Here is a 6799-nt window from a genome sequence, read left to right as displayed (position 1 = left end):
AGCTCATGGCAGGGTTTGTGAGCCCCTCGCTGTCCCCGGTGACTGCTGTCGGCGGCGCCGTGATCGATGTGGTCCCGCCGGGCGTCAAGGATTGGGCTGTGTCGCTCTTCGGCACGGCGGACAAGATTGCCCTGCTGGGCGGCATGGGGCTTCTCATCGCTGCACTGGCCGCGCTGTCCGGAATTGTGGAGCTGCGGCGCCGCTTCGCCGGAGTCACCATCATCGCCGTCTTCGGGGTGGCGGGGCTCGTGGCCGTCCTTGGCCGGACCGAACTGACCGTGAACGCGATCCCGGTCCCGCTGCTCGCCGCCGTCCTGTCCATGATCCTGCTGCGGTGGCTGGTCCGGCGGCTGGGGGAGTGGCACACCGGCAAGGCACGTCCTCCCGCGGATCCCGGTCCGGAAGCTGCTGCCCCGGCATCAACTGTCCCGGAAACCAGCGCCCGGGAATCGACCGCTCCCAGGCAGCCTCCCTCCCGGCGTCGCTTCTTCCAGGCGCTCGGCGGAACGGCCGCCGTCGCGGTCGTCGCCGGCGTCCTGGCGGCGACGATCAGGGGCGCCGCCGCCGTCGTGGGTGAACTGCGCAGCAAACTGGCACTCCCCGCGCCGGCGTCCCCGGCTCCGCCGATCCCGCCTGGGGCCGAGGTCCGGCTGGACGGCGTGGGCCCGCTGGTGACTCCTAATAAGGACTTCTACCGGATCGACACCGCGCTGCGCGTCCGGGTGGTGGACCCGGGCCAGTGGACCCTCAAAGTCACTGGCCTCGTGGAGCGCGAGATCTCCCTGGACTTCGCCGCGCTGCTGGCCAAACCCCTGATCGAACGGCACGTCACCATCGCCTGCGTCTCCAATGAGGTGGGCGGGGACCTGATCGGCAACGCCCGCTGGCTCGGCTGGCCGGTCCGGGAACTGCTCGCACTCGCACGCCCGAAGGACGGGGCGGACATGGTCCTGTCCCGCAGCACGGACGGCTGGACCGCCGGCACCCCGCTGGAGGTGCTGACGGACGACCGGGACGCGCTCCTGGCCGTTGGCATGAACGGCGAACCGTTACCGCTCGAGCACGGCTTCCCGGCCCGGCTGATCGTCCCCGGCCTGTACGGCTACGTGTCGGCCACCAAGTGGGTCACCGAACTCAAGGTCACGCGCTTCGCGGACGACGTCGGATACTGGACACCCCGCGGCTGGAGCGAGCGCGGGCCAATCAAAACCTCGTCCCGCATCGATGTGCCCCGGGACGGCCGTTCCGTGCGCGCCGGGACGGTGGCCTTCGGCGGGGTCGCCTGGGCCCAGCACACCGGAATCGGCCGCGTGGAGCTCAGGGTCAACCGCGGCGCGTGGCAGCAGGCGGAGCTGGCTCCCGGGATCTCCCACGACACCTGGTATCAGTGGAAACTCGACGTGCCGCTGACCCCCGGCCAGTACGAGATCCAGGTCCGGGCCGCGGACCTCAACGGCGTCGTGCAGGCGGAGGACCGCGCGCCGGTGGCGCCCAGCGGGGCCACGGGCTTCCACACGGTTAGAGTTGACGTGAAGTCCTAACGGGCCGGGCCGCCACGCCGGGCCACGGAGCCGGGCCAGGGAGCCGGACCGGCGAACTCAGCCAATGGCTCAAGACGAGGGGTCACCAACGCATGCACCGCACCCAGGCACGGCACGTCACCGTGGAAGCGCACCGGGAATCGGTCCGCCAGCTGCTGGCCCCGCTCCGTACCCCGGACCGGATTGAACAGCTCCCGCTCCTCTCGGCGCTGGGCCGCGGACTCGCGGCGGACATCGTGGCTCCGCTGGACCTGCCGCCGTTCGCTAATTCGCAGATGGACGGCTTCGCCATCCGCAGCGCCGACGTGCCCGACGGCGGCACCGAACTTCGCGTCGCCGCCCCCGTCGCGGCCGGTGCCGCGCCCCCTGAACTGGCCCCCGGGACGGCCGCCCCGATCATGACCGGCGCCATGATGCCGCCCGGCTCGGACGCCGTCGTGCCGATCGAACAGGCCATCCCCGACGTCTTCCCGGCACCGGGCGTGCCGGCCACGGTCCGTCTGCCCGCCGCCCCGGCACGGAACTACGTCCGCGACGCGGGCAGCGACATCCGCGCCGGTGAGCCCGCCCTCGCCGCCGGAACCTGCCTCGGCCCCGGACAGCTGGGACTGCTGGCCGCCCTGGGATTCACCGAGGTCCCCGTCTACCGCGCGCTACGGGTCCTGCTGGTCACCACAGGGGACGAAGTCGTGGAGCCAGGCAGCCCGCTGGGCGCCGGCAAGATCTACGACTCCAACGCCACCCTGCTGGAGTCATCCATGCGCCAGGCCGGCCTCGATGTCACCCGGAGCGCGATTTCCACCGACCGGCCGGAGGAACTCGCCGGCCTGCTGCGCCGGCACCTGGCAGACGTGGACCTGGTCGTCACCACCGGCGGGGTCAGCAAGGGCGCGTACGAGGTGGTCCGGCAGGCGATGGAGGGCCACGGCGTCGACTTCTTCGCCGTCGCGATGCAGCCCGGCGGTCCGCAGGGGATCGGCACCTTCGACGGCGTCCCGGTCCTCGGCTTCCCGGGGAACCCGGTGAGTTGCCTCGTCTCCTTCGAAATGTTCCTCCGGCCCGCGCTCGGAGACCTGTTCGGCTCACCCGCGCCGCGGCCTGTGGCCAGGGCGCGGCTGGCCGGGGCGCTGACGTCGCCGGCAGGCAAGCACCAGGTGCGGCGCGGCACGGTCCTCCCCGACGGCACCGTCCGGCTGGAAGGCGGTGCCGGGTCCCACCTCGTCAGTGCGCTCGCGCACTCCAACGCCCTGATCCAGGTGCCGGAAGGAATCGCCGTGCTCGCCGAGGGCTCGGAGGTGGAAGTATGGATGCTGTGAACGAAGATAACCCCGCACCTGAACACGCAGGCCTGACCCACCTCCGGCAGGACGGCACAGCCCAGATGGTCGACGTGTCCAACAAGGCGGAAAGCACCCGCGAGGCCACCGCCACGGCCACCGTCCGCAGCACGGCCGAGGTCCTGGCCCTCCTCGGCGCGGGAGACCTGCCCAAGGGCGATGCCCTCGCGGTCGCCCGGGTGGCCGGCATCATGGCCGCCAAAAAGACCCCGGACCTGATACCGCTGTGCCACCCGCTGCCGATTGCCAAGGTCACCGTCGACTTTGAGCTCGACACCGACTCGGTCACCGTGTTCGCCACGGTCAAGACCCGCGGGGTCACCGGTGTCGAAATGGAAGCACTGACCGCGGCCTCGGTGGCCGCCCTCAGCGTGTACGACATGATCAAGGCCGTGGACAAACACGCGGTGCTGACGGACATCAAGGTGCTGGCCAAAAGCGGCGGCAAGAGCGGGGACTGGACACGATGAGCATGCCCGAACCACACCGGCACGGCGAAGCCACCGGGCGGAAGGCCGGCGTCGTGATTGCCTCCACCCGCGCCGCGGCCGGAATCTATGAAGACCTGACCGGCCCCGTCATCATCGACTGGCTCACCGAACACGGATTCGAGGCCTATCCGGCCATGGTGGTCCCGGACGGCGACGCCGTCGGCGCCGCCCTGCGGGCACTCCTGACCCAGGCGCCGGCCGTCATCATCACCAGCGGCGGCACCGGCCTCAGCCCCACCGACGCCACCCCGGAACAAACCCTGCCCCTGCTGGACCGGGAGATCCCGGGCATCATGGAAGGCATCCGGGGCGCCGGGACCGCCAAGACCCCGATGGCGATGCTCAGCCGGGGCCACGCCGGTGCCGCCGGCCAGACCTTCATCGTCAATCTCCCCGGATCCCCGAAGGGCGTGATGGACGGACTCAGCGTGCTGGACCCCATCCTTGGACACCTGTGCGACCAGCTGGAGGGCAGCCATGGCCACTAACTCAACCTTTGACGTGGTATCCGCGGTGCTGAGTGCCGAGCCCATCTCCGTGGACCAGGCCATCGCCGCGGTCGAATCGGACACCGCGGGCGCGGTGGTCAGCTTCAGCGGCGTGGTCCGGAACCACGACGGCGGCAAACCAGTCCAGCGGCTCAGCTACAGCGCGCACCCGACGGCGCACCAGGTGATGGCCGACGTCGTCGCGCAGCTCGTCGCCGAACAGGCCGCCGGGACAGCCGGAGCCGGAACAGACGCAGCCGGGACAGCATCCGAACCCGGCGCTGAGACCGACAGCACCACAGCCCAGCCGGTACGGATCTGGGTGGCTCACCGGATCGGGATGCTGGAGATCGGCGACCCCGCCCTGGTCTGCGCCGTCTCCGCCGCGCACCGGGGCCAGGCCTTCGCAGTCTGCTCGGAACTCGTGGACAGGATCAAGGCCCAGGTTCCGATCTGGAAGGAACAGTTCTTCACCGACGGCACGGTCGAGTGGGTCGGCGCGGGGGCATAGTCCCGCCCAACGTACGCAGTCCGAAGTACGCAGCCCGGAGTACGCAGCCCGGGGGTGTCCGGGGGGCTTGTAACGCGGGGCCGCGGTTCCGGCCGGCCGCCGCCCCGGCGGTAGGGTTGAAGGCATGACCGAACAACTCGCAGTCGCCGTGCTGGGCGCGAACGGGCGCATGGGCGCCGAAGCCGTGCGGGCCGTCGAGGCCGCCGCGGACCTCAAACTTGTCGCCGCTCTGGGGCGGAATGATTCCCTGGACATCCTCGTCGACGCCGGAGCCGGGATCGTGGTGGATCTGACGGTCCCCGGGAGCACCGAAGCGAACGTCGCCTTCGCCGTCGAACATGGCATACACGCCGTCGTAGGGACTACCGGCTGGGATGCGGAGCGGCTGGGCAGGCTCGAGGAACTCCTCGCCGGCCAGCCCGGCGTCGGCGTCCTGATCGCCCCGAACTTCGCCCTCGGCTCGGTTCTCGCCTCCGCGTTCGCCGCCAAGGCCTCGCGCTATTTCGAATCGGTCGAAATCATCGAACTGCACCACCCGGACAAGGTGGACGCCCCGTCCGGAACCGCAGTGCGCACCGCGCAGCTGATCTCCGCCGAGCGCGCAGCCGCCAACCTGCCCGCCAGCCCCGATGCCACCACGAGCGAGCGCCCCGGCGCGCGCGGCTGCGACGTCGACGGCGTCCGCGTCCACAGCGTCCGGCTCCGCGGCCTCGTGGCGCACCAGGAAGTCCTGCTGGGCGGGCCGGGGGAGCAGCTGACCTTCCGGCATGACTCCTTCGAGCGCGCCTCGTTTATGCCCGGCGTGCTGTTGGGTGTGCGCAACGTTGCCGCGAACCCGGGCCTCACCGTGGGCCTGGACGGTTACCTGGACCTGGGGCTCTGAGCGCCGTGGCCAACGTCCTGACCGCCTTCAAAGCCAACCGCACCAAGATCTGGGTCGGTGCCGTCACGCTCCTGCTCGTCTTCTACCTCGTGGTGTCCTTCCAGCGCTCGGTGCTCCTGATGACGGACGCCAACCCGGTGGCCAAGGCGATTGGCGTGGCCTATCTGCTCCTGCCGGTCATCGGAGCCTGGGCACTGGTCCGCGAGCTGCTCTTCGGCGCCCGGACCGAACGGCTGGCGAAAATCCTTGAGGCCGAGGGCGGGCTGCCGGAAGACAACCTGCCGCGCACCCCCGCGGGACGGATCATCCGCGAGGCCGCGGACCTGGAATTCGAGAAGTACCGTGCCGAGACGGAAGCCGCACCGGAGGATTGGCGTTCCTGGTTCCGGCTCAGCTGCGCCTATGACGCCGCGGGCGACCGCAAGCGGGCGCGCGCCTCGATGCGCGACGCCGTCCGGCTGTTCCGGACCGGATCCCGCCAGGCCTGATCCCGCACGGCCTGATCACGTCAGGCCTGATCACGTCAGGCCTGATCACGTCAGGTCTGATCACGTCAGGCCTGATACAGGCCCGACCGGATCACGCCCGGACCGGATCACGCCCGGACCGGATCACGCACAGCCCGTTCCGGCCCCGCGTGGGCCGCGGTCAGCGGACGCGGGCCGGCTGGTAGCGGCCGAGCTGGTTGGCGGCATGCGCCACCCACTCCAGCGGACCGCGCCACGCCAGGGCCGCGAATAGTCCGCCCAGGGCCAGGATCGCCACGGCCTGCGCCCAATACACGCCCTCGACCGTCCATCCGGACGGCAGCGGCTGGCCGTACAGCGAGGCCATCACGCACAGGTGGGCCGTGTACAGGCTCAGGGTCATGGCACCGGCACCCCGGAACGGAAGCAGCACGTCCACCCCGGTGCGCTCGACCAGCCGGCCCAGCAGCAGGCAGGCCCCGGCGACGGCGGCCGCCACCCCCGAGGTGTGCAGCAGATCCAGTGTGGTGCCCGAATGCGGGGCGCTGGAGGCGAGCCACCAGGCGGAGCCTGTCTGGTCCACCCCGGCCAAGTTGACCTGCAGGAGACTTTCCAGCGGATAGGAGGGATTCAACAGGGACGCCTGCAGGGCCGCCCGGCCGCCCCAGTCCTCCATCAACACCACGCTGAGCCACTTGGCCAGGACCGCCACCACGGTTCCCACCGCCAGCAGCAGCACCGGGACCACCGCCGTCGTGAGGGCCAGCCGGCCGATCGCGAGGCCAATCAGCAGATAGGCGATCCACTGGAGGACGGGGTAGTAGCCGGTCAGGAAAAGGTCGCCGAGCAGCACGGCAGGGGTGGACAGATCCTCCCACTTCGGATTGTGGCCCAGCTGCAGGGGAGGCGATGCGGTGAGGAGCCACGGCCGCAGGAGGAAGGCGAGGGCCGGGGTGATGAGCACCCAGCCGAGAGCAAGAACCAGCAGATGTTTGACGTCCAGGCCGAGGAAGGGCAGCACGCACAGGAACAGCAGTGCGTAGTGGACCAGGATGATGGCGATGTTCACCTCGAGCCCGCC

The 6799-nt window shown here is 70.6% G+C and carries 8 protein-coding genes; 7 read left to right on the top strand and 1 reads right to left on the bottom strand.

What is annotated here, in order from left to right:
• The 7 genes from K789_RS0110785 to K789_RS0110755 all read left to right on the top strand — a co-directional run.
• Positions 1-1541, top strand: a 1541-nt coding sequence (locus K789_RS0110785) for a molybdopterin-dependent oxidoreductase (protein ID WP_029704867.1), incomplete at its 5' end; no start/stop codon positions are given.
• 92 nt (positions 1542-1633) lie between these two features.
• A complete protein-coding gene (gene glp, locus K789_RS0110780; protein ID WP_024366772.1) occupies positions 1634-2857 on the top strand; it encodes a gephyrin-like molybdotransferase Glp in 1224 nt (407 codons plus the stop codon).
• Entirely contained in the window at positions 2845-3348 is a 504-nt protein-coding gene (moaC, locus tag K789_RS0110775; protein ID WP_024366771.1) for a cyclic pyranopterin monophosphate synthase MoaC, read from the top strand. Before glp ends, moaC begins: the two co-directional genes overlap by 13 nt.
• Positions 3345-3857, top strand: a complete 513-nt coding sequence (locus K789_RS0110770) for a MogA/MoaB family molybdenum cofactor biosynthesis protein (protein WP_024366770.1) — start codon at positions 3345-3347, stop codon at positions 3855-3857. The genes moaC and K789_RS0110770 overlap by 4 nt, the downstream gene beginning before the upstream one ends.
• Positions 3847-4368, top strand: a complete 522-nt coding sequence (locus tag K789_RS0110765) for a molybdenum cofactor biosynthesis protein MoaE (protein WP_024366769.1) — start codon at positions 3847-3849, stop codon at positions 4366-4368. The genes K789_RS0110770 and K789_RS0110765 overlap by 11 nt, the downstream gene beginning before the upstream one ends.
• A 124-nt stretch (positions 4369-4492) precedes the next feature.
• Positions 4493-5251 carry a 4-hydroxy-tetrahydrodipicolinate reductase gene (gene dapB / locus K789_RS0110760; RefSeq protein ID WP_024366768.1) on the top strand — a complete coding sequence of 253 codons (759 nt, stop codon included), beginning with the start codon at positions 4493-4495 and terminating at the stop codon, positions 5249-5251.
• A gap of 5 nt (positions 5252-5256) precedes the next feature.
• The gene (locus tag K789_RS0110755; RefSeq protein ID WP_024366767.1) at positions 5257-5739 is read left to right on the top strand and encodes a hypothetical protein; all 483 of its coding nucleotides are present in this window, start codon (positions 5257-5259) and stop codon (positions 5737-5739) included.
• A gap of 160 nt (positions 5740-5899) precedes the next feature.
• On the opposite strand, the gene K789_RS0110750 is transcribed toward K789_RS0110755, so the two are convergent.
• On the bottom strand, positions 5900-6799 hold a 900-nt coding region (locus K789_RS0110750; protein ID WP_024366766.1), incomplete at its 5' end, for a hypothetical protein.

It is taken from the genome of Arthrobacter sp. TB 26 (genome assembly GCF_000427315.1).
Lineage (GTDB): Bacteria > Actinomycetota > Actinomycetes > Actinomycetales > Micrococcaceae > Arthrobacter.
Note: the sequence above shows the minus strand (reverse complement) of the source record. Positions and strands in the feature narration are given on the sequence as shown.